The following is a 20,570-nucleotide window of genomic DNA, read 5'->3' on the forward strand; positions in this document are numbered from 1 at the left end:
GGACTCCAAGCTGCTGACCGAGCGGGCTCGCAGAGGGCTCGTGCCGAGGATCGAGCGGTGGGCGATCGCCCACGCCGTGGGTCATGCCTCACCACAGGAGATCGACGACATCGGGATCATGGCCGCGCTCCGGCTGGCGGGTCTGCGCGCACTGGCCACGGTGGGCGTCGTGCCCGACCTCGTCATCCTCGACGGGAACCACGACTGGCTGACGGCGCCTCACGAGGTGGGACTGCTCGCTTTCGCGGGGGACGACGGGCCCTCGACACCGCCCGTCACCACCATGATCAAGGCCGACCTCAAGTGCTCGTCCGTGGCCGCGGCCAGCGTGCTCGCAAAGGTGGAGCGAGACGAGCTGATGGTCGGGCTGGGAGCCCAGCACCCGGCATACGGCTGGCACCTCAACAAGGGCTACTCGGCTCCCGAGCACCTGGATGCGCTCGCCCGGCTGGGGCCCTGCGAGCTGCATCGCCGCTCCTGGCGGCTGCCGGGGGTGAGCGGCGGCGTGCTGGCGCTGCCCGAGGAGGCGTTGGAAGAGGTGTTGAATGAGGGGACGGAGGCCTACGTGCCGGCCCTCATGACGACAGAGACAGAAACGGCGGTCAGGTGAGTTCGGAAGACCTCGAGAAGTACGAAACCGAGATGGAGCTGCAGCTCTACAAGGAGTATCGCGATGTCGTCGGTCTCTTCACCCACGTCGTCGAGACCGAGCGCCGCTTCTACCTGGCCAACTCCGTCGACCTCAAGGTCCGCACGGACGGGGGCGAGGTGTTCTTCGACGTGACCATGGCCGACGCGTGGGTCTGGGACATCTACCGGCCGGCCCGCTTCGTCAAGAACGTGCGAGTCGTGACGTTCAAGGACGTCAACATCGAAGAGCTGCCCAAGCCGGACATCAAGCTGCCCGAGTCGGGGGAGTTCTCCTGACCGGCTGAGGGCCTCGGGCGGGCTTGTCCACATCCCTTTCGGGCGGGACGGTCCGTCCACACCCGAGTGGAGGCCTCGGGCGCGAAAGGGCCGGCGCCGCAAGGCTGGCCGCATGGAAACCTCACCGACCCGGGCTCTGGGTGCGTACGGCGAGGAGCTCGCCTGCCGGTACCTCGGCGACTCCGGCCTGACCATCCTCGACCGCAACTGGCGCTGTGCGCGCGGCGAGATCGACATCGTCGCCCGAGATGCGGCCGCGCTCGTCGTCTGCGAGGTGAAGACGCGCAGCACTGAGCGGTTCGGGGCACCTTTCGAAGCGGTCACCCGGCAGAAGCTGGCACGCCTGCGCCGCCTGGCGATGCTGTGGCTGGACGCCCGACCGCGAGCCGAACGCCGCCAGTTGCGGGGCTGTGACATCAGGATCGACGTCATCTCGATCCTGCGTCCCCGGGGTGGGACGGCCCAGATCACTCACCTGCGGGGTGTGCAGTGAGCCTTGGTCGGACCCGGGCCGTAGGGCTCAGTGGTGTCAACGGCTTCGTCGTCGAGGTCGAGGCGCATGTGGCGGGCGGGCTCCCCGGGTTCGTGATCAGTGGCCTGGGCGACTCCGCGGTCAAACAGGCACCGGAGCGGATCAAGGCCGTGTCCTCCCTCGTGCCGGACATGCTCGTCAACCAGCGCCGCGTCACGGTGAACCTCTCTCCGGCCGGACGCCGGAAGGTCGGAACGGGATTCGACCTGGCGATCTTCGTCGCGGTCGCCGCCGCGATGAGGATCGTGCCGCGTCAGGTGGTCGAGGACGTCGTCCACATCGGCGAGCTCGGCCTCGACGGCTCGGTCCGAGGCGTGACCGGGGTGCTGCCGGCCGCGCACGCAGCCTTCCTCGCGGGAGTGCGCCATGTCGTGGTCCCGGCCGTGAACGCTGCGGAGGCCCGCCTGGTGAGCGGTCTCAAGGTCCACCCGGTCTCTGACGTGCGCGAGCTCGTGCAGCGCTACGGCGACCTGGCCCGGGGCCGCGCCGTGACCGCAGTCGAGGAGCCGGCTCCTGACGGCAGTCTCGCGCCGCGCCCGACGACGGACCTGTCCGACGTCCTCGGCCAGACCGAGGCCAAGGTCGCCCTCGAGATCGCCGCGGCCGGTGGCCACCACCTCCTTCTCGCCGGCCCGCCCGGAGCCGGCAAGACGATGCTGGCCGAGCGGCTACCCGCGTTGCTTCCGCCGTTGGACGAGGCCCAGTCGATGTCGGTGACGGCGATCCACTCCGTCCTGGGGTTCCTCGACGAGGTCCGGCTCATCACCCGGCCGCCGTTCGTCGCGCCGCACCACGGGGCCTCACAGGCGGCCATCATCGGGGGCGGAAGTGGCCATATCCGGCCGGGGGCGATCACGCAGGCGAACTGCGGCGTGTTGTTCCTCGACGAGACGCCCGAGTTCGACAAGGCCGTCCTCCAGGCCCTGCGCACGCCCCTCGAGCGCGGCAGCGTGACCATCGCCCGGGCCCAGGAGTCGGTGACCTTTCCGGCGCGCTTCCAGCTCGTGCTCGCCGCCAACCCGTGCCCCTGTGGCAACGGCTGGGGGCAAGGCTCCGACTGCACCTGCTCGGTGACGATGCGCCGCAACTACTTCGGCAAGCTGTCCGGGCCCCTTCTCGATCGGGTCGATCTGCAGGTCCATGTGCAGCCCCCCGGTCTGTCCCTCGCCGCGCAGCCACCGGGAGAGAGCACCCGGCAGGTGGCCGCCAGGGTCGCTGCGGCGCGGGCGGTCCAGCGCGAGCGCTGGCGCGGCCTGCTCATCGATGGCTGGGCCCTCAACGCGTACGTCCCGGGCTCGCTCCTGCGCTCGCCCGCCTGGCGGCTCCCGAGCAGCGCGCTGGCGCCACTGGATCGGGCCCTGGATCGGGGCAGCATCAGCCTTCGTGGCTACGACCGCAGCCTCCGCAGCGCCTGGACCATTGCCGACCTGTCCGGCCTCCAGCGTCCCGGACGGGACCAGGTCGAGCTCGCGCTCTCCCTGCGCCGCCAGGCGGGGATCGCAGCATGACCGACGACCGGCTCGCCCGGGCGGCCCTCTCCCGTCTCGCGGAGCCAGGTGATCGCCAGGTGCACCAGCTGCTCGTGCAACACGGCCCGACTGAGGCCCTCGACCGCGTCAGACAGGGACACGGCAAGCTGTCGCGCTTCGCAGAGCGAGTTCGTCGCCTCGACATCGAGCGCGACCTCGCGACCGCCGAGAAGGTCGGCGCGCGGCTTCTCATCCCCGGCGACGCCGAGTGGCCCGAGCGGCTGGGCGACCTCGTCATCCCGCCGTGGTGTCTCTGGGTCCGAGGTCCGGCCGACCTCGCCCGAGTCACCCAACGGTCGGTCGCGGTGGTGGGGTCGAGAGTGTGCACCGCCTACGGCGAACAGCTGGCGGCCGATATCGCGGCGGGCCTCGCCCAACGTGGCTGGACCGTCATCTCGGGTGCTGCCTTCGGCATCGACGGTGCTGCGCATCGAGGCACGCTCGCCGTGGAGGGCGTCACGGTCGCCGCCCTGGCCGGGGGAGTGGACCGCCCGTATCCCGCGGGCCACGGTCGGCTCATCGGCCGAATCGCCGAGACCGGGGCCGTCCTCTCCGAGGTGGCGCCCGGGTCGGCACCGATGCGATCGCGCTTCCTGCTGCGCAACCGGCTGATCGCCGCGATGGCGAGGGGGACGCTCGTCGTCGAGGCCGACCTCCGCTCCGGTTCGCTGAACACCTTGAACACGGCTGTCGAGCTGGGGCGTCCAGTGGGTGCCTGCCCCGGGCCGGTGACGTCGATGACGTCGGCCGGCTGCCATGCCAAGATCCGCGCGGGCATGGCCACGCTGGTCACGAGCGCGAGCGAGGTCATCGATCTCGTCGGAGACCTCGGCGCCGACGCCTGCGACGAGCCGAGAGGCGTGGAACGTCTCACGGACGAGCTGGGGCCTGACGACGCCAGGATCCACGACGGCCTGCCACATCGCGCGTGGGTCGACCTGGCCCAGGTGTGCAACGCCTCAGCCCTTGCTCCCATGCAGGCACTCCCGGCACTCGCCCGCCTCGTCGAGCTGGGGCTCGCGGAGCGACGCGAGGGGACGTGGCGCAAGGCCAGCTCGAGGACATGTAGGCAGTAGACGCCCTGAGCGCACCGCGGTCGGCGTCCTCAGCGCCGGCCAGCAGGGTCTCAGCGCTGGAGGTTGGGTTCCCGGGCGATGTCCTGGGGGCTCGGCTCCTCGGGATCCGTCGGTGCTGGTCGTCGCCGGATCAGCCAGGCGAAGGCTCCCGCGAGGACCACGAGGCCGGAGACCACGAGGAAGGCGTTGAGCCAGCCTTGGCCGGCGAAGTCGATCAGCGCTCCCCCCACCTCTTGACTCAGCATGAACACCGCCATGACGAGCACGAAGTAGCCGAAGCCCTTGCGCAGCCGATCAGGGTGGATCCGGCCCACCACGCGGCTTCCCACCAGGGCGCCGAGGATCGCGAACCCGGTGACGAGCAGGGTCACTCCCCAGTCGATCTGGGTCTCCGGGTTGGCCTGGACGAGGTTCCCGTTCGTGCCGAACTGGAGGGCGTAGCCGGCAAAGCCCGCGAAGGACTTCATGGCGATGACGAGCAGGGAGGTGGCCACGGCCGTGCCCATCGGCAAGCCGCCGAGCAAGGCCAGGGCCGGGACGACGAGGAAGCCGCCACCGGCGCCCACGAGGCCGGTCACCAGACCCACCGCGAAACCGTCGAGAAGGATGCGCGCGATGGGCAGGCCCTGGGCATGCGCTGCGCGAGTGCTCTGCCGCCCGCGGATCATGGCGACGGCCGTCACGGCCATCATCACGGCGAAGGCCCCCAGCAGCAGGGACCCGGGAAGGTGCGCACCGACCTGCCCTCCCACGAAGGCGCCTACCATACCGGCCAGGCCGAAGATCAAACCGGTGCGCCAACGAACCCGACCCTGCCGGGCGTGCTGGACCAGGCCGAAGATCGAGGTGATCCCGACGATGAACAGGCTGGCCGTGATGGCCTGCTTCGGTTCGAAGTCAAGGACGTAGACGAGCAGCGGCGTCGTGAGAATCGAGCCGCCGCCGCCGAGCAGGCCCACGGCGAGGCCGATGAAGATGGACAGGAAGGCGGCCAGGGCCAGGAGAGGGGCGGCCATGAGTCGGTTGCTCCTACGGGTCGCGGTCACCGGACAGATCGACTATACCCCCTGGGGTATCTAATCCAGACATCGCTGCCAGTCGGGCTCACGGTGCTTGCCCCCAACAGCCCGGTTTGCGATGGTTCCCTCATGAGTGGCTCGGGAGGGGTGGAGGTCGCGCCGGCTGCACCTGACCAGCGCCCGCCTGCTCTCGATGCGGTCATGGAGGAGTTCGCCCGGCACCTGCGTTCCGAGCGGGGCCGCTCCGAGCACACCTCGCGCGCCTACCTGTCCGATATCAACCACCTCCTCGCCTTCACGGTCGCCCAAGGGGTGGATGACTTGCGCGACGTGCGACTCGCCGACCTGCGCTCCTGGCTGGGGGATCAGGCGGACAAGGGTGCTGCGCGTTCGACCATCGCGCGCCGGGCCGCCGCCGCACGGACCTTCCTCAAGTGGGCGCAGCGCTCCGGTCACATCGACGCCGACCCGTCCCTGCGGCTCGTCGCGCCACGCCGCAACCGCACCCTCCCCGACGTGCTCAAGCAGCGGGAGGCCAGTGCGATGCTCGACCTGGCAGCCGTCCGGGCGGATGACGCCGACCCGGTCCACGTCAGGGACCGGGCCGTCCTCGAGCTGCTCTATGCGACGGGGATCCGCGTCGGCGAGCTGGTGTCGACCGACATCGACGACGTCGACCTGCGCGAGCGGACGGTCCGTGTCATGGGCAAGGGAGCCAAGGAGCGCATGGTGCCCTTCGGGATCCCAGCGGCCAAGGCGCTGGAGGACTGGCTCGCCATCCGCGCGCGGCTCGTCGGCCCGCGCTCCGGGCCGGCGCTCTTCCTCGGGCGTCGCGGCGCCCGGGTGGACCCGCGCCAGGTCCGCTCGCTCGTGCACGAGGTGCTCAGCCACCTGCCCGACGCCCCGGACCTTGGACCACACGGCCTGCGGCACAGCGCGGCCACCCACCTGCTCGAGGGTGGGGCGGACCTGCGGATGGTGCAGGAGGTCCTCGGCCACGCCAGCCTCGCGACGACGCAGATCTACACCCACGTCTCCGTCGACCGGCTGCGCAAGAGCTACCAGCAGGCCCACCCCAGGGCCTGAACCGACCCGATCCATCGGTCAACCGAGGGGCAGCAGCACCACCGGCGGGCGACCCAGCAGCGCCAGGGGATCGAGGTACTCACGCCCGCGCAGGACGCCCCAGTGCAGGCACGTCGCTGGGTCACAGTGGGTCGGCTCCCCGCTCACCCGGCCCACGATCTCCCCCTTGGCCACCTGCGCACCGACGCGCAGCAGCGACTCCACGGGTTCGAATGTGCTCCGGAGGCCGCTGGTGTGACGGACGACCAGGACGCTGCGACCGGCGAGCCGGGAGGCGAACGCCACCTCGCCCGCCTCGGGGGAGTGGACCTCCTGTCCCACGGACGCACGGAGGTCGACACCGCGGTGGCCCGGCTCCCACCGGTGCTTCGGCGGGTCGAAGGGGTGGACCACCTCGGGCTGTGGTGCCAACGGCCAGCGCCACCCGCGCGAGGACCCGTCTGGTGGATCCGCGTGCGGTGCGGCTGAGCCGACCGGCGGTGCGGGCTCGCGAGGCGGTGTCGGGGGCGGCGAACCGGTCGCGAGGCCGATGGACAGGCCGGCGCCGACGAGCGCGGCCACGAGGTCGCTGAGGGGCAGCATGGGCCGAGCCTCTCCTGCAAGCGAGGCGACGCCCCGCCAACGATGAGGGGCTGTGGACAACGGGCTGCAGGCGCCGAGGGATGTGGACGACCGGCGCCGTCAGGGCCGGGACGCTCCCGGCGCGCACGCCCCGCGCTCAGGACCTCCCGGCCCGCGCGAGACGACGGCTCGCCTCGACGAGCACCTCGTCCCGCTTGCAGAACGCGAAGCGCACCAGCGTCCGAGCGGCGTCCGCGTCGTCGTGGAAGACCGAGACGGGCACTCCCACGACACCGGCCAGCTCGGGCAGGCGACGGGCGAACTCCAGCCCGTCGACGGCGCCCAGGGGCGCGGCGTCGGCGATGACGAAGTAGGTGCCGGCAGGTCGGGACACCATCAGGCCGGAGGCCTGCAGCGCCTCGCAGAGCAGGTCGCGCTTGGCCTGCAGCGAGGCCGCGAGCTCCCGGTAGACCTCGTCCCCCAGCCCGAGCGCGACCGCGACAGCGGGCTGGAACGGCCCCGACCCGACGTAGGTGAGGAACTGCTTGACCGTCCGCGCCGCTGCGACCGCCTCGGCCGGACCGGTGAGCCAGCCGACCTTCCACCCGGTGGCCGAGAAGGTCTTGCCGGCCGACGAGATCGTGATGGTGCGCTCGGCCATGCCGGGCAGCGTCGCCATCGGGATGTGGTCCGCGTCCTCGAAGACGAGGTGCTCATAGACCTCGTCGGTGACGACCCAGGCATCGTGCTCCCGGGCCAGCTGGGCGACGAGCTCCATCTCCGCTCGGGTGAAGACCTTCCCCGTCGGGTTGTGGGGCGTGTTGAGCAGGACGAGCCGCGTCCGCTCGGAGAAGGCGGCCCGCAGCGACTCCTCGTCGACCGCGAAGTCGGGGAAGCGGAGCACCGAGGTCCGTCGGGTCGCCCCGGCGAGCGCGATGGTGGCCGCGTAGCTGTCGTAGTACGGCTCGAACGTGACCACCTCGTCGCCGGCCTCGCAGAGCGCGAGGATGACTGAGGCGATGGCCTCGGTCGCGCCCACGGTGACGAGCACCTCGGACGCCGGGTCGACGCGCAGCCCGTAGAACCGCTCCTGGTGGGCCGCCACCGCGTCGAGCAGCTCGGGCACTCCGGGCCCGGGCGGGTACTGGTTGCGGCCGCCGTCGATCGCCGCCTTGGCCGCCTCGAGCATCTCGCGCGGGCCGTCGGTGTCGGGGAAGCCCTGTCCGAGGTTGATCGCGCCGGTCCGCGTCGCGAGCGCGGACATCTCCGCGAAGATCGTCGTGCCGAAGCCGGCCATGCGGGGCGCCAACAGTGACCTCATGCGTCGCACCCTATCCACGCCGATGCCGTATGCCGCTGGGCCGGCTTCTCGGGAAACGTGCGGTCCCGGCGCGGCGGGGTTGATGGCGCGGACGCCCTGCTGTGGTCAGCCGCCGAGTCCGCAGGCGGTGATCCGGTAGAGGGTGTAGTCGCCGACGGTGCGCACCTGCTCGAGCCCCTGCACCGACGCCAGGCTGAACAGCCCGGAGGATCGGTCGGGCCGGTCGAGCCAGTAGACGTGCGGGGAGTCGATGGCCCAGCGGATGTCATGCCGCTGCAGGGCTGCGCACACGTCCGGGCGGGTCGTCATGTCGTCGAACCCGGTCCCGATGAGGTTCTCGTCGCCGGTGTCCGGGACGGGGATGGACCGGTAGAAGGTGTTGGTCCCGAAGAGGGCGTACATCAGCGGGGACCCGTTCTCCGGGCGCCCGACGAGGCCTTCGCCTGCGGGGATCTCCTCGGCGAGCACCGCGAGATCGGCCTGTGCCTGCGACGAGAGGATGACGTGCGTCGGGTCGGCGGGCCGGAAGAAGTTGTCCAGCATGGCGGTCCGGGTCGGCCCCTGCGCGACCACGGTCGCGAAGGGGATGAGCGCCAGCGCCAGGAGGCTGACCGCGGGTCCCTGGATCCGCAGGGCGGGCACCTTGAGCAGCAGGTCCCGGACCGCCGGCGCCGCAGCGGCGACGAGGACAACGCCGGGGACCGCGGCGAGGGAGGCCAGCCGGACCTTGTCGTTGTACCAGTAGCCGGTGACGAGGGCCGTCCACGACGCGGTGGAGGAGGCCGCCATGACGTAGAGGGCCACGACGACACCCCACATGGCGACGACCGGGATCGCCGATCGGGCGCGGAGCAGGATCCAGCCGATGCCGAGTGCGAGCAGCACGAGCACGCCCCAGAGCACCACGGGGATCTGGAGCCGCCCGCCGACGACCTCGACCAACGCGGTCCAGACGCTGACCTGGCCCTTCCACTCGTACGACTGCGTCGAGGCGAGCCGCGCGGACAGCAGTGGCGCGGTGAGCAGCCCGGCCACCCCGACGACCGCGACGATGCCGAGGTCGCGGCCCACCGCGGTCCAGGGGGCATGGCCGAGGACGCCGGCCCGCAGACGGGCCGTGACGAACCAGACGAGGGCGAACACCACCAGGGCGACGAGCGAGTTGGGCTGGATGAGGGCGAGGCCGACGAGGGCGGCGGCGAAGCCGAACCACTGCCCGAGCCACCGCCGGGAGCGCTCCCGGAGGCGGCGCCCGGTCACGGTCCGCGCCGCCTGCAGCATGATCGCCAGTGCGGCCGGCGTCAGCGCCGTGCCCATGAGGTTGGGCCAGAGCACGCCCCACCCGAGGAGGATCGTCGGGAAGGACACGAAGGCTGCGGAAGCCAGCCCAGCGGCATACGTCACGATGTGCGACGTGCCGAGCGCGTGCCGGACGAGCGTCACCACGCCGAGGGGCCACGCGACGGCCGCGAGGATGACGGTGGCGACGTTGGTGCCGGGGAGCACTGGCGCGGCGCCGGTCTGCAGTCCGGTCGCGATCCACGCGTGGAACCCGTTGGGGTAGAAGGTCGGGTGGACGATCGAGAAGTTGCCGGTGTCGAGGAAGAGCCGGATCCGGTTGAGGTGATAGACGGCGTCCGGGCTGTCGACGAGCTCGTCCGGTCGACCGATGGCGGGCAGGATCGTGGCGAGCGCGATGGCGACGCCGATGCCGATCGCGAGGGCTGCGTGGGGGTCCGGCCGGCCGAGGAGGCGCCGCCGTGGGGTGAGGACGGGGTCGTGGGCGCCGAGGGCGCGCACGACGAGCCAGCCGGCCGCGGCAGTGACGGCCGTGACCGCGGCGAGGACCAGCCAGCTCCAACCCAGTCCGAGCCGCTGGGTCACCGTCGCCCACGCAGCGATGACCGCGACTGAGACGGCGGGGGAGACGGCGAGCGCCTCGAGCCCGCGCGTGCCGAGGGCGCGCACCACGAGCCAGCCCGGGCCGAAGAGCGCCACCAGCAGAGCGGCGAACACCGGGATCGTCTCCCACCAGCTGGACCCGCTGAACTCGTTCGCCATGGCGGTCATTCTTGCTGGTCGGGGGGATTTCCCAGCACACGGGCTGACGCACTACGATGGACGACGGTCACGTGTGCCTCGGCGCGCGCGACCGAATTCGCGCGTCTTCCTCCGGGCTCGTCCCGGGACGCACCACGGCAGTCCCAGCCCGACCACCGGTCGGCTGGGCGGGGTGAGTCAAGACGCCAGGAGTGAGGCGTATGCCGCTGGGCTCGGACCGCACGTCGGCCGGCTTCGGCGGAGGTGGCCTCACAGACAACTGACAACCACGAATCAAGGAGGACACGGCATGGCCGTCGTCACCATGCGCCAGCTCCTGGAGAGCGGCGTCCACTTCGGGCACCAGACCCGTCGCTGGAACCCGAAGATGAAGCGCTTCATCATGACCGAGCGCAACGGCATCTACATCATCGACCTGCAGCAGTCGCTGACGTACATCAACAACGCCTACGAGTTCGTCAAGGAGACCGTCGCCCACGGCGGCACGATCCTCTTCGTCGGCACGAAGAAGCAGGCCCAGGAGCCGGTGGCCGAGCAGGCGACCCGCGTCGGGATGCCCTACGTCAACCACCGCTGGCTCGGTGGCATGCTCACCAACTTCCAGACGGTCTCCAAGCGCCTCACGCGCCTCAAGGAGCTCGAGGAGATCAACTTCGACGACGTCGCCGGCTCCGGCCGCACGAAGAAGGAGCTCCTCGTCCTCAAGCGTGAGAAGGACAAGCTCGAGAAGACCCTGGGCGGCATCCGCTCCATGGCGAAGGTCCCCTCCGCCGTGTGGATCGTGGACACCAAGAAGGAGCACCTCGCCGTCGACGAGGCCCGCAAGCTCGGCCTGCCCGTCATCGCGATCCTCGACACGAACTGCGACCCCGACGAGGTCGACTACAAGATCCCCGGCAACGACGACGCGATCCGCTCCGTCACGCTGCTGACGCGGGTCATTGCCGACGCCGTCGCCGAGGGCCTCGTCCAGCGCTCCAGCGGCCGCTCCGGCGCCGAGGCGGGCGCTGAGGAGCCGCTGGCCGAGTGGGAGCGCGAGCTCTACGCCGAGGCCGCCGCGGCCGCCGGTGCGGGCGAGGCCGCCACCGAGGCTGCCCCGGACGCGACCGAGTCGGTCGAGGTTCCGGCCGAGCAGGCCTGAGCCGGTCCACCCGTTCGAGTCATTTCCAGTTCCACTGACGAAAAGAGCGAATCAGAGCATGGCGAACTACACCGCCGCTGACATCAAGGCGCTTCGCGAGCAGACCGGCGCGGGCATGTTGGACGTCAAGAAGGCGCTCGACGAGGCTGACGGCGACCGCGCCAAGGCCGTCGAGATCCTCCGGGTCAAGGGCCTCAAGGGCGTGACGAAGCGTGAGGGCCGCTCGGCCTCCAACGGTCTCGTCGCGGCCCAGGCCGGCGACGGCGTCGGCACCCTGGTCGAGGTCAACTGCGAGACGGACTTCGTCGCCAAGGGCGAGAAGTTCATCGCCCTCGCCGACCAGGTCCTCGCCCAGGCCGTCGCCACGCGTGCGGCTGACGCCGACGCGCTCCTCGCGAGCACGCTCGAGGACGGCAAGTCGGTCAAGGAGCTCCTTGACGACGCCAACGCGACGATCGGCGAGAAGATCGAGGTCCGTCGCGTGGCCCGCCTCGAGGGCGAGAAGGTCGTGGCCTACCTCCACAAGACGAGCCCCGACCTGCCCGCGCAGATCGGCGTCCTCGTCGCGCTGCAGGGCGGCGACGAGCAGGTCGGGCGCGACGTCGCGATGCACGTCGCCGCGTTCAGTCCGTCGGTCCTGACCCGCGAGGAGGTCCCGGCCGAGACGGTCGAGAACGAGCGTCGGGTCGCCGAGGCCACTGCCCGCGAGGAGGGCAAGCCCGAGGCTGCGCTCCCGAAGATCATCGAGGGTCGCGTCGGCGGCTACTTCAAGGAGAACGTCCTGCTCGAGCAGCCGTTCGCCAAGGAGCCGAAGAAGACCGTCGCCAAGGTCCTCGAGGAGGCCGGCGCCACGGCCACCGGGTTCGCGCGCTTCCGCGTCGGCCAGTGAGGCCCTAGCACCACCCAGTCACACAGCAGCAGCCCGCGGCACCTGGTGCCGCGGGCTGTTCTGTCGTCTCCCCACCCCCGCGACTCCCGCGCCCACTGCAACACGCCCGGCGCCGTGCAGGTCATCCGTGCTGCAACGCGGGGACCTTCGAGGAGCGGGGCGTGTTGCGTGTACTACGCAATGTAGTAGGGGTCACAGGGCAAAGGTCTTCCCGTAGATACCCGCGGGGGTATCTCATGGAGACATGACCACCGCAACGAAGAAATCCCTGGTGGTGCTGGGCGCGGGCACGGCCGGAACCATGGTCGCGAACAAGCTCCGCCACCGTCTCAACAAGACCGACTGGACCATCACGGTTGTCGACAAGACCGACATCCACGACTACCAGCCGGGTTACCTCTTCATCCCGTTCGGGATGAACACCCCCGAGCAGATCCGCAAGACGAAGCACGCCTACATCGGTGACGGGGTCGACCTCGTCCTCGCCGAGGTCGACCGTGTCGATCCCGAAGCCAGGTCCGTCGCCCTGACGGACGGCCGGTCGCTCGCCTACGACTACCTCGTCATCGCGTCGGGCACCAGCCCCCGCCCGGACCAGACGCCCGGGATGCTCGGCGACGAGTGGCACCGGTCGGTCGGCGAGTTCTACACGTACGACGGGGCGGTCGCCCTGCGCGACCAGCTGAGCGCCTTCACCGGCGGCCGGCTCGTGGTGCACATCACCGAGCTGCCGTTCAAGTGCCCAGTGGCGCCGCTCGAGTTCACCTTCCTCGCCGACGACTACCTCCGCTCGCGCGGCCTGCGCGACAAGACGGAGATCGTCTTCGTGACCCCCCTCGACGGGGCGTTCACCAAGCCGGTCGCGAGCAAGGAGCTCGGCCACATCCTCAAGGAGCGCAACGTCACGGTCGAGACCGACTTCATGATCGAGAGCATCGACCAGGAGCGCAAGGTCCTCGTCTCCTACGACGAGCGCGAGGTTCACTACGACCAGCTCGTCACGATCCCGCTCAACATGGGAGCCGACTTCGTGGCCCGTTCGGGCCTCGGGGACGACCTCAACTACGTCCCCGTCGACAAGCACACCATGCAGTCCACCGAGCACCCGGAGATCTTCGCCCTCGGCGACGCGAGCAACATCCCCACCTCCAAGGCGGGCTCCGTGGCGCACTTCTCGGTCGAGATCTTCGTCGAGAACTTCATGGAGCTCATCGCCGGCAAGCCGATGACCCACTCGTTCGACGGGCACGCCAACTGCTTCGTCGAGTCCGGTGGCGGCAAGGCCCTCCTCCTCGACTTCAACTACGACACCGAGCCACTCACCGGCACGTTCCCGCTGCCGAAGGTCGGTCCGATGACGCTGCTGAAGGAGTCGCGCGCCAACCACGTCGGCAAGCTCGCGTTCCGGCACATCTACTGGAACATGCTGCTTCCCGGCCGCCCCCTGGGCCTTCCCCCACACATGTCGATGTCGGGCAAGATCCCGGCCGACGCCTGACTCGAAAGGACGTCATCCCATGCCTACCACCACCATCGCCGGCACCCAGGTCGAGGTCAACGAGGAAGGCTTCCTCAGCAACCCCGACGACTGGAACGAGACGCTCGGCACGGAGTTCGCCCGCCTCATCGGCGTCGAGATGAGCGAGGAGCACTGGCGGCTGGTCAAGTTCCTCCGTGAGGACTACAAGTCCCAGGGAGAGACCCCGACGCTGCGCCGCGTGAGCACGCAGCTCGGCCTGCCCGTCAAGCAGCTCTTCACGATGTTCCCCGGCAAGCCGGCCAAGAAGATGTCGTACGTCGCCGGTGTCCCGAAGCCCAAGGGCTGCGTGTGAGACGCGCCCAGGACTGACGACCACACACACGACAAAGACTTTCTCAGGAGCATCTGATGACTGACACCCCGTTCGTCCCGTCGTTCGACGAGCCCACTGGTGAGGGCCGCAAGCTCGCCATCATCTGCAGCAAGGGCACGCTCGACATGGCCTACCCCGGCCTCATCCTCGGCAACTCCGCCCTGGGCGAGGGCATCGAGACCCACCTGTTCTTCACCTTCTGGGGTTTCGACATGATCAACAAGAAGACCCAGGGCAACCTCAAGGCAACGCTGCTCGGCAACACCGCGATGCACATGCCTCAGGGTCTGGGCGGAATCCCGGGAATGACCCACCTCGCCACGTCGCAGCTCAAGAAGGCCATCGCCGAGCTCGACATCCCCGAGGTGCCCGACTTCCTCGACCAGATCGTCGCGTCCGGTGGTCACCTGTGGGCGTGCCGACTGTCCGCGGACATGAACCACCTCACTGAGGCGGATCTGCGGGACGACGTCGAAGGCATCATCTCGGCGTCGGACTTCATCGAGATGACCGCGGGCGCCCAGCTGCTCTTCATCTGACGGCTGGGTCTGGACGGCCCGGGGCGTGCGCATCCGCCCCGGGCCGCTTCCTGCCCTCCGCGGCCCCTCCGCCACCGGGATCTTCACACCATCTCCAGACGTTGCTCCCGTCGCTGCCGCAGCAGCGCTCCTAGGCTCAGGAGCATGAGCCGAATCCTCGTCGTCGAGGACGACCCGACCATCAACCAGACGGTCACCGACCGCTTGCGTGCCGAGGGGTTCGACGTCGTCCAGGCCCACGACGGGCCCACAGCCGTGGCGGCGCACGCCACGCACGATCCGGACCTCGTCCTGCTCGACCTGATGCTTCCCGGCTTCGACGGGCTGGAGGTCTGTCGGCGGATCCAGGCGAACCGTCCCGTCCCCGTCCTCATGCTGACCGCTCGGGACGACGAGACGGACCTGCTCGTCGGGCTCGGCGTCGGTGCGGACGACTACGTGACCAAGCCGTTCCGGATGCGCGAGGTCGTCGCACGGATCCAGGCCCTGCTCCGCCGCGTCGAGCGGGCCCGGGAGCTCGCGACCGTCGAGTCCCCGGCCATCGCCGTCAACGGTGTGAGCGTCGATCGGTCGAGCCGCCGGGTCCTGGTCGACGACCGACCCGTCCATCTCACCCCGCTCGAGTTCGACCTGCTGATGTCCTTGCTCGAGCCCCCCGGGGCCGTCCGCTCGCGGGACGAGCTCATGCGGGAGGTCTGGGGCTGGGCCGACGCCGCCCGCACGAGAACGCTGGACAGCCACGTGAAGTCCTTGCGCGCCAAGATCGGCCCGCACCGCGTGCGGACCGTCCACGGAGTCGGGTACGCCTTCGGGGCGGGCTCGTGAGCCGGGAGCGACCGCTGGACGGCCTCGGCTCCATCAAGGTCAAGCTGGCGGTCCTGGTCGGCCTCAGCATCGTCGCTGCGTCGCTCGTGTCGGAGGCCGGTGACCGGGCCGGGGTGTCCGTCTGGCTGACGGTGCCAGTGACCATCGCCGGGGCGCTCCTCGTGGTCCTGTGGCTCGCGCGCGGGATGACCTCGCCGCTGCGGGAGATGACCGCGGCGGCCAAGGCGATGGCGACCGGTGACCGCTCACAGCGAGTGACCGCGACCTCGGCGGACGAGGTGGGTGAGCTCGCGCGGGCCTTCAACACGATGGCGGCCGACCTGGCCGCAGCCGACCAGCAGCGTCGCCAGCTGATCGCCATGGTCTCCCACGAGCTGCGCACGCCACTCACCGCACAGCGCGCCCTCCTCGAGAACCTCGTCGACGGCGTCGTCTCGCCCGACGATGCCGCGCTCCGGACGGCCCTGAGGCAGTCCGAGCGGCTCAGTGACCTGGTCGCGGACCTGCTCGACCTCAGCCGGGTCGACGGCGGCCTGCGCAGCCTCAGCATCCAGCCCGTCGACGTGGCCGCGATCATCGCCCAGGGAGTCGCGGAGGCCCGGGCCGCCGGGGGAGACCAGCGAGAGATCGCCTTCGACGCGTCGATCGACGAGCCGCTCCCCGTGGAGGCCGATCCTGACCGTCTCGCCCAGGTGGTCGCCAACCTCCTCGACAACGCCGTTCGCCACAGCCCGGTCGGCGGCACCGTCCGCGTCCGGGCCGCACGCCTCGGCGAGGATCGCTGGACGCTCGAGGTCGGCGACGACGGGCCGGGGATCGACCCCGAGCACGCGGACCGGGTCTTCGACCGATTCGGGTCGTGGCAGGAGTCCGGCGGCGGCACCGGGCTCGGCCTCGCCATCGCCAGCTGGGTCTGCGAGCTGCACGGCGGCTCCATCACCGTCGTCCCGCCCCAGGGGGAGACCCGCGGCGCCCACGTCCGCGCCACGCTCCCGCGGCACCCCGCCACCCCTGGACCGGTCTCCCGGTCGACGGCGCAGGCCGTGCCCGCCACGCCGCCGGCGAAGGAACCCCTCATGCCGAGCCCTCAGCGTCCCGCCACGACCATCGTGCCGACTCCAGCGCCCGGCGTGCCGGCTCCTGCGGTCGTCGACTCCGTCTTCGGCGACCTGTGGCCGGAGCGCGGGCTCGGCCCCCGCCCGGGCCTCGTCCTCGGCTCGGTGGGCATCGGCGCCATGGCCGCGCTCGTGCTGCCCGACCGCCGCATCGGCCTCGGCTTCCTCGGGATCCTGCTCCTGGCCGCCGCCCTCGTCCTGCGCGGAGCGGTCCGGCTGCGTGCCCCCTGGACCCTGGTCTCGGCCGGCGTGGGGGTCGGGTTGGCCTCGCTGGCCGTGCTCCGCGCGGCTGAGTGGATCACGGTGCTGGCCGTGCTGGTCTGCGGCCTCCTCCTCATGACCGCGCTCACGGGAGCCCTCAGCTTCGTCTCGATGCTCGGCGGGTGGGCGTCCTGGGTGCTCGCCGCCGTGCGTGGGCTGCCCTTGCTCGGCCGCACGCTCACCGCGATGTCCAGCGTCTCGACGCTGTGGCCGGTCGTGCGCACCGTGTCCATCTCCGTCGCGGCGCTCGTCATCTTCGGCGGGCTCTTCGCCTCGGGCGACGCCGTCTTCGGGTCGTGGACCGCCGCGCTGGTTCCCGACGTCGCGGTCGACAGCGTCGTCCAGCGCTTCTTCATCGCGTTCGTCGTCGGCGGCACGGTGCTCGCCGCCTCCTACGTCGCGATCAACCCGCCACGCGTGGACCGGCTCGCCCTCCCGCAGGCACGAAGCGTCGCCCGGTCCTGGGAGTGGCTCGTGCCCGCCACCTTCGTCATCGCCGTCTTCGTCGCCTTCGTCGTCGCCCAGGCCGCGGCGATGTGGGGCGGGCACGACTATGTGCAGCGGACCACCGGGCTGACCTATGCCGAGTACGTCCACCAGGGTTTCGGCCAGCTCACCGCCGTCACCTTCCTCACCCTGCTGACGGTCGCTCTCGGTGCCCGGAAGGCGCCGCGCGGGACGGCCCGCGAGCAGCTCCTCCTGCGTCTCGTGCTCGGCACGCTCTGCCTCCTCGCCCTGGTCGTCGTCGCCTCGGCCCTCTATCGGATGTCCGTCTACCAGGAGGCCTACGGCTTCACGGTGCTGCGCGTCCTCGTCGACGCCTTCGAGCTGTGGATGGGCCTGCTCCTCCTCCTCGTCATCGTCGCCGGGGTGCGGCTCTCGGGCTGGTGGCTCCCGCGGGTGGCCCTGCTCTCGGGCGCGGTTCTCGTCCTGGCGATCGGGCTGGCCAACCCCGAGGCGTGGGTCGCGCAGCGCAACATCGACCGCTACGAGGAGACCGGCAGGCTCGACGCCGTCTACCTTGCCTCGCTCGGCCCCGACGCCGCGCCCACGATCCGGTCCGGCCTGCCCCCGCGGTTGGCGGCCTGCCTCACGCACGACTGGAGGGGATCGACCGACGACTGGCTGTCCTGGAACCTCGGTCGAGCGCGCGCCTCCGACGGTGTCGCCGCGCTGACGGCAGCCGACCAACCGGCGTGCAACACCCTGATCGTCTCGAGCAGCACAGGCGGTTGACCGCGCGTCCAACCTGACACGATGACGGGGTGCGCGCCGACATCGCAGAGCTGTTCGAGCTCGACCCCGGCCTGACCCACCTCAACCACGGGGCCTTCGGCGCCGTGCCCCGGGTCGTGCGTGAGGCCCAGGACCGGGCCCGGGCCCGGATCGAGGCGGCACCGATGCGCGCCTTCCGCGATGAGCTGCCCTCCGCCATCGCCGCCGCCCGAGAGCACGCGGCCACCTTCGTCGGGGTCTCAGTCGACTCGGCCGCTCTCGTGCGCAACGTCTCCGAGGGCGTCGCGGTCGTCCTCCAGGCGCTGTCGATCGGTCGCGGTGACGACGTGGTCATGAGCAACCACGGCTACCCGACCGCAGCCATGGCGGTCGAGGCACGCGGCGGCTCCACGCGTGAGGCGACCTTCGGCCTCGGCGCCAGCACCGCCGAGATCGTCGCCGCCTTCACCGAGGCCCTCACCCCCGAGACCCGACTGGTCGTCATCGACCAGATCACCTCGGGGACGGCCGTGGTCCTGCCGGTCGCCGAGGTCGTCGCAGCGGTCGCTCCGGTCCCCGTCCTCGTCGACGCGGCCCACGCCCCCGGCGCCCTGCCCGGCCTCGACGTGGAGTCGCTCGGCGCGGCCTACTGGGTCGGCAACCTCCACAAGTGGGCGTTCGCACCGCGGTCGTCGGCGCTCCTCTGGGTCGAGCCGGGCCGCCACGAGGACGTGCGCCCGCTCGTCACCTCGTGGAGCCACGGCAAGCCGTTCCCGGCCAGCTTCGACCTGCAGGGCACCGTCGACCACTCGGCCTGGCTCGCCCTTCCTGACGCGATCGCCTTCTGGAAGCACCTGGGCGGCTGGGACAACATCACCCGAAACGCCGAGCTGCTTCGGGGCGGAGCCCGCCACGTCGCGACCGCACTCGGAACGGAGCCCGAGCCCAGCGGCATACCCTCTGCTCCGTGCATGACGCTCGTCCCGCTGCCCGAGGGGGTGGCGGCGACACCCGAGGGGGCCGAGGCGCTCTGGCAGCAGCTCTACGCCGCGGGCTTCCTCGTCCCGGCCGGGAGCTTCGACGGCCGCGGCTACCTGCGCCTCGCCGCGCAGGCCTACAACGACGAGGACGACTACGCCCGGCTCGCCGACGCGCTCGTCGGCCGGGTCTGAGCAGCCGATGCGACCCCGACGCCCACGATGTGGAAAGATCGGGCGACCGCCGGAACTGCCCACCAGGAGGCTCCGCCCATGATCGATGCCCGCAACACCCCGTTCAAGAGGGTGCTCCTCAAGCTCTCCGGTGAGGCCTTCGGAGGTGGGGCAGTGGGCGTTGACCCGAGTGTCGTCGCCGGCATCGCGCGGCAGATCGCCGAGGCCGTCCGTGGCGGCGTGCAGGTGGCCGTCGTCGTCGGTGGCGGCAACTTCTTCCGCGGCGCCGAGCTGCAGCAGCGCGGGATGGACCGCACCCGCGCCGACTACATGGGCATGCTCGGCACCGTGATGAACTGCCTCGCCCTGCAGGACTACCTCGAGAAGGAGGGCGTCGAGACGCGGGTCCAGTCCGCGATCGCGATGCAGCAGGTCGCCGAGCCCTACATCCCGCGCCGCGCCATCCGCCACATGGAGAAGAACAGGGTCGTCATCTTCGGCGCCGGCGCCGGCATGCCGTTCTTCTCGACCGACACCGTCAGCGCCCAGCGGGCCCTCGAGACCAAGTGCGACGCCCTGCTCATCGCCAAGAACGGCGTCGACGGCGTCTACTCCGCCGACCCCAAGACGGACCCGTCGGCGACGAAGTACGACACCCTCACCTTCGAGGAGGGTCTGGCCAACGGGCTGCGCATCGTCGACGCCGCGGCGTTCTCGCTGTGCAAGGAGAACAAGCTGCCCATGGTCGTGTTCGGCATGGAAGGCGATGGAAACATCACCCGCGCCCTGCTGGGTGAGAAGATCGGCACGCTGGTCACCAACGCCTGAGTGCTCTGCACACCGACCACCCCTGTGACCCGGACGAGGACGAGGAAGCGAAAGTCATGATCGAAGAGACGATGTTCGAGGCCGAGGAGAAGATGGACAAGGCCGTCGAGGTCCTCAAGGAGGACTTCGCGGGCATCCGCACCGGTCGCGCCAACCCGGGCCTGTTCAACAAGCTCCTCGTCAACTACTACGGCGCCCCGACGCCGCTGCAGCAGCTCGCGTCGTTCCAGAACCCCGAGCCGCGCACGATCCTCGTCATCCCGTTCGACAAGTCGGCGCTGCACGAGATCGAGAAGGCCATCCGCGACTCCGACCTCGGCGTCAACCCCGCGAGCGACGGCAACCAGATCCGGTGCGTCATGCCCGAGCTGACCGAGCAGCGCCGCAAGGAGTACATCAAGCTCGCGCACCACAAGGCGGAGGACGGGCGCGTCTCCATCCGCAACGTTCGCCGCAAGGCCAAGACCGATATCGACAAGCTCGTCAAGGACGGCGAGGTCGGCGAGGACGAGGGCACCCGTGCGGAGAAGGAGCTCGAGGCGCTCACCAAGAAGCACACCGACCTCATCGACACCCTCGTCAAGCACAAGGAGTCCGAGCTCCTCGAGGTCTGAGGACCCACCAACCGCCACCCGAGACGC

Annotated in this window: 20 protein-coding genes; 16 read left to right on the top strand and 4 right to left on the bottom strand. The window is 70.6% G+C overall.

Going from position 1 to position 20,570, the window contains the following annotated elements; genetic code table 11:
• The 5 genes from OO014_RS11665 to dprA all read left to right on the top strand — a co-directional run.
• On the top strand, positions 1-610 hold a 610-nt coding region (locus tag OO014_RS11665; RefSeq protein ID WP_272462492.1), incomplete at its 5' end, for a ribonuclease HII.
• Complete coding sequence (locus OO014_RS11670) at positions 607-927, top strand: DUF2469 domain-containing protein (protein ID WP_013493108.1); 321 nt, start codon at positions 607-609, stop codon at positions 925-927. The genes OO014_RS11665 and OO014_RS11670, both read left to right, overlap by 4 nt.
• A gap of 112 nt (positions 928-1,039) precedes the next feature.
• Positions 1,040-1,420 (top strand): YraN family protein, encoded by a 381-nt coding sequence (locus OO014_RS11675; RefSeq protein ID WP_272462493.1) that lies wholly within the window; start codon positions 1,040-1,042, stop codon positions 1,418-1,420.
• The gene (locus OO014_RS11680) at positions 1,417-2,967 is read left to right on the top strand and encodes a YifB family Mg chelatase-like AAA ATPase (protein ID WP_272462494.1); all 1,551 of its coding nucleotides are present in this window, start codon (positions 1,417-1,419) and stop codon (positions 2,965-2,967) included. The genes OO014_RS11675 and OO014_RS11680 overlap by 4 nt, the downstream gene beginning before the upstream one ends.
• A complete protein-coding gene (dprA, locus tag OO014_RS11685; protein WP_272462495.1) occupies positions 2,964-4,064 on the top strand; it encodes a DNA-processing protein DprA in 1,101 nt (366 codons plus the stop codon). Before OO014_RS11680 ends, dprA begins: the two co-directional genes overlap by 4 nt.
• A gap of 50 nt (positions 4,065-4,114) precedes the next feature.
• Here dprA and OO014_RS11690 read toward each other — a convergent pair whose 3' ends face one another.
• Positions 4,115-5,080, bottom strand: coding sequence for a TSUP family transporter (locus OO014_RS11690; protein WP_272462496.1), 966 nt, complete (start codon positions 5,078-5,080; stop codon positions 4,115-4,117).
• A 132-nt stretch (positions 5,081-5,212) separates the two neighbouring features.
• Between OO014_RS11690 and OO014_RS11695 the strand changes: the two genes are divergently transcribed.
• Positions 5,213-6,169 (top strand): tyrosine recombinase XerC, encoded by a 957-nt coding sequence (locus OO014_RS11695; RefSeq protein WP_272462497.1) that lies wholly within the window; start codon positions 5,213-5,215, stop codon positions 6,167-6,169.
• Positions 6,170-6,187: 18 nt separating this feature from the next.
• Here OO014_RS11695 and OO014_RS11700 read toward each other — a convergent pair whose 3' ends face one another.
• The 3 genes from OO014_RS11700 to OO014_RS11710 all read right to left on the bottom strand — a co-directional run bounded on the left by OO014_RS11700 (position 6,188) and on the right by OO014_RS11710 (position 10,112).
• Positions 6,188-6,751, bottom strand: coding sequence for a murein hydrolase activator EnvC family protein (locus tag OO014_RS11700; protein ID WP_272462498.1), 564 nt, complete (start codon positions 6,749-6,751; stop codon positions 6,188-6,190).
• A 136-nt stretch (positions 6,752-6,887) separates the two neighbouring features.
• Positions 6,888-8,051: a pyridoxal phosphate-dependent aminotransferase gene (locus OO014_RS11705; protein ID WP_272462499.1), complete on the bottom strand. Its 1,164-nt coding sequence runs from the start codon at positions 8,049-8,051 to the stop codon at positions 6,888-6,890.
• A gap of 105 nt (positions 8,052-8,156) precedes the next feature.
• A complete protein-coding gene (locus tag OO014_RS11710; RefSeq protein WP_272462500.1) occupies positions 8,157-10,112 on the bottom strand; it encodes a DUF6541 family protein in 1,956 nt (651 codons plus the stop codon).
• Positions 10,113-10,401: 289 nt separating this feature from the next.
• On the opposite strand from OO014_RS11710, the gene rpsB reads away from it, so the two are divergent.
• The 10 genes from rpsB (at position 10,402) to frr (ending at position 20,543) form a co-directional block, all read left to right on the top strand.
• Positions 10,402-11,253: a 30S ribosomal protein S2 gene (gene rpsB, locus OO014_RS11715; RefSeq protein WP_272462501.1), complete on the top strand. Its 852-nt coding sequence runs from the start codon at positions 10,402-10,404 to the stop codon at positions 11,251-11,253.
• A 58-nt stretch (positions 11,254-11,311) separates the two neighbouring features.
• A complete protein-coding gene (gene tsf, locus OO014_RS11720; protein ID WP_272462502.1) occupies positions 11,312-12,142 on the top strand; it encodes a translation elongation factor Ts in 831 nt (276 codons plus the stop codon).
• 244 nt (positions 12,143-12,386) lie between these two features.
• Entirely contained in the window at positions 12,387-13,640 is a 1,254-nt protein-coding gene (locus OO014_RS11725; RefSeq protein ID WP_272462503.1) for an NAD(P)/FAD-dependent oxidoreductase, read from the top strand.
• Between the two features lie 19 nt (positions 13,641-13,659).
• The gene (locus OO014_RS11730) at positions 13,660-13,974 is read left to right on the top strand and encodes a TusE/DsrC/DsvC family sulfur relay protein (protein ID WP_272462504.1); all 315 of its coding nucleotides are present in this window, start codon (positions 13,660-13,662) and stop codon (positions 13,972-13,974) included.
• 56 nt (positions 13,975-14,030) lie between these two features.
• On the top strand, positions 14,031-14,534 hold the full coding sequence (locus tag OO014_RS11735; RefSeq protein WP_272462505.1) for a DsrE/DsrF/DrsH-like family protein: 504 nt from the start codon (positions 14,031-14,033) through the stop codon (positions 14,532-14,534).
• Positions 14,535-14,678: 144 nt separating this feature from the next.
• Positions 14,679-15,359, top strand: coding sequence for a response regulator transcription factor (locus OO014_RS11740; protein ID WP_272462506.1), 681 nt, complete (start codon positions 14,679-14,681; stop codon positions 15,357-15,359).
• Positions 15,356-17,971 carry a DUF4153 domain-containing protein gene (locus tag OO014_RS11745; RefSeq protein WP_272462507.1) on the top strand — a complete coding sequence of 872 codons (2,616 nt, stop codon included), beginning with the start codon at positions 15,356-15,358 and terminating at the stop codon, positions 17,969-17,971. The genes OO014_RS11740 and OO014_RS11745 overlap by 4 nt, the downstream gene beginning before the upstream one ends.
• 29 nt (positions 17,972-18,000) lie before the next feature.
• Positions 18,001-19,122, top strand: coding sequence for an aminotransferase class V-fold PLP-dependent enzyme (locus tag OO014_RS11750; protein ID WP_272462508.1), 1,122 nt, complete (start codon positions 18,001-18,003; stop codon positions 19,120-19,122).
• A 78-nt stretch (positions 19,123-19,200) separates the two neighbouring features.
• Entirely contained in the window at positions 19,201-19,929 is a 729-nt protein-coding gene (pyrH, locus tag OO014_RS11755) for a UMP kinase (RefSeq protein ID WP_272462509.1), read from the top strand.
• Between the two features lie 56 nt (positions 19,930-19,985).
• Positions 19,986-20,543, top strand: coding sequence for a ribosome recycling factor (frr, locus tag OO014_RS11760; protein WP_272462510.1), 558 nt, complete (start codon positions 19,986-19,988; stop codon positions 20,541-20,543).
• The last annotated feature ends 27 nt before the right edge of the window (positions 20,544-20,570 follow it).

This window comes from Intrasporangium calvum (assembly GCF_028446585.1).
Taxonomy (GTDB): Bacteria; Actinomycetota; Actinomycetes; order Actinomycetales; family Dermatophilaceae; genus Intrasporangium; species Intrasporangium calvum_A.